This is a genomic window from Aquimarina pacifica (assembly GCF_000520955.1).
Taxonomy (GTDB): domain Bacteria; phylum Bacteroidota; class Bacteroidia; order Flavobacteriales; family Flavobacteriaceae; genus Aquimarina; species Aquimarina pacifica.
In genome coordinates this window covers 1-490 of the sequence record NZ_JACC01000128.1, presented here as the reverse complement: position 1 = coordinate 490, position 490 = coordinate 1, and the positions used below count along the sequence as shown (strand labels likewise).

General features: G+C 42.9%; 1 protein-coding gene. It reads left to right on the top strand.

Features of this window, described 5'->3' with window-relative positions; all coding sequences use genetic code 11:
* Positions 1–490 (top strand): DUF11 domain-containing protein (locus tag DZ60_RS23840; protein WP_034230552.1); only part of this gene is annotated, 490 nt, incomplete at both ends.

The window sequence follows — 490 nt, the reverse complement described above, 5'->3', positions numbered from 1 at the left end:
AGCGTTCAGATTTAAGTATTGCTAAGGTAGTAAGTAACCCAACTCCGAATGTAGGCGATGTTGTTACTTTTACGATCACGGTTAGTAATGCGGGACCCAATGATGCTACGGGAGTTGATATTGAGGATGTTGTTCCTGTGGGTTATAGTAATATTACGAACATTAGTGGTACAGGTAGTGAGACTGGCGGGGTAGTAAGTTGGACAGGTGAGACTGTTACGACTACGACAGCTTTAGTAGTAACGTTTGATGCTACAGTTGATGCTCCAACGGGTGCTACCGATGAGTATGTAAACCAAGTAGAGATTACAGCGAGTGATCAGTTTGATCCGGACAGTGATCCAACAGCAGATGCTACAGTAGATGATAATGGTGATGGTATTGCCGATGATGATGAGGATACTGCGGTTGTTGTTCCCCAGCGTTCGGACTTAAGTATTGTAAAAGGTATTAGTGATTCTAGTCCTAATGTAGGTGATGTAGTTGTATT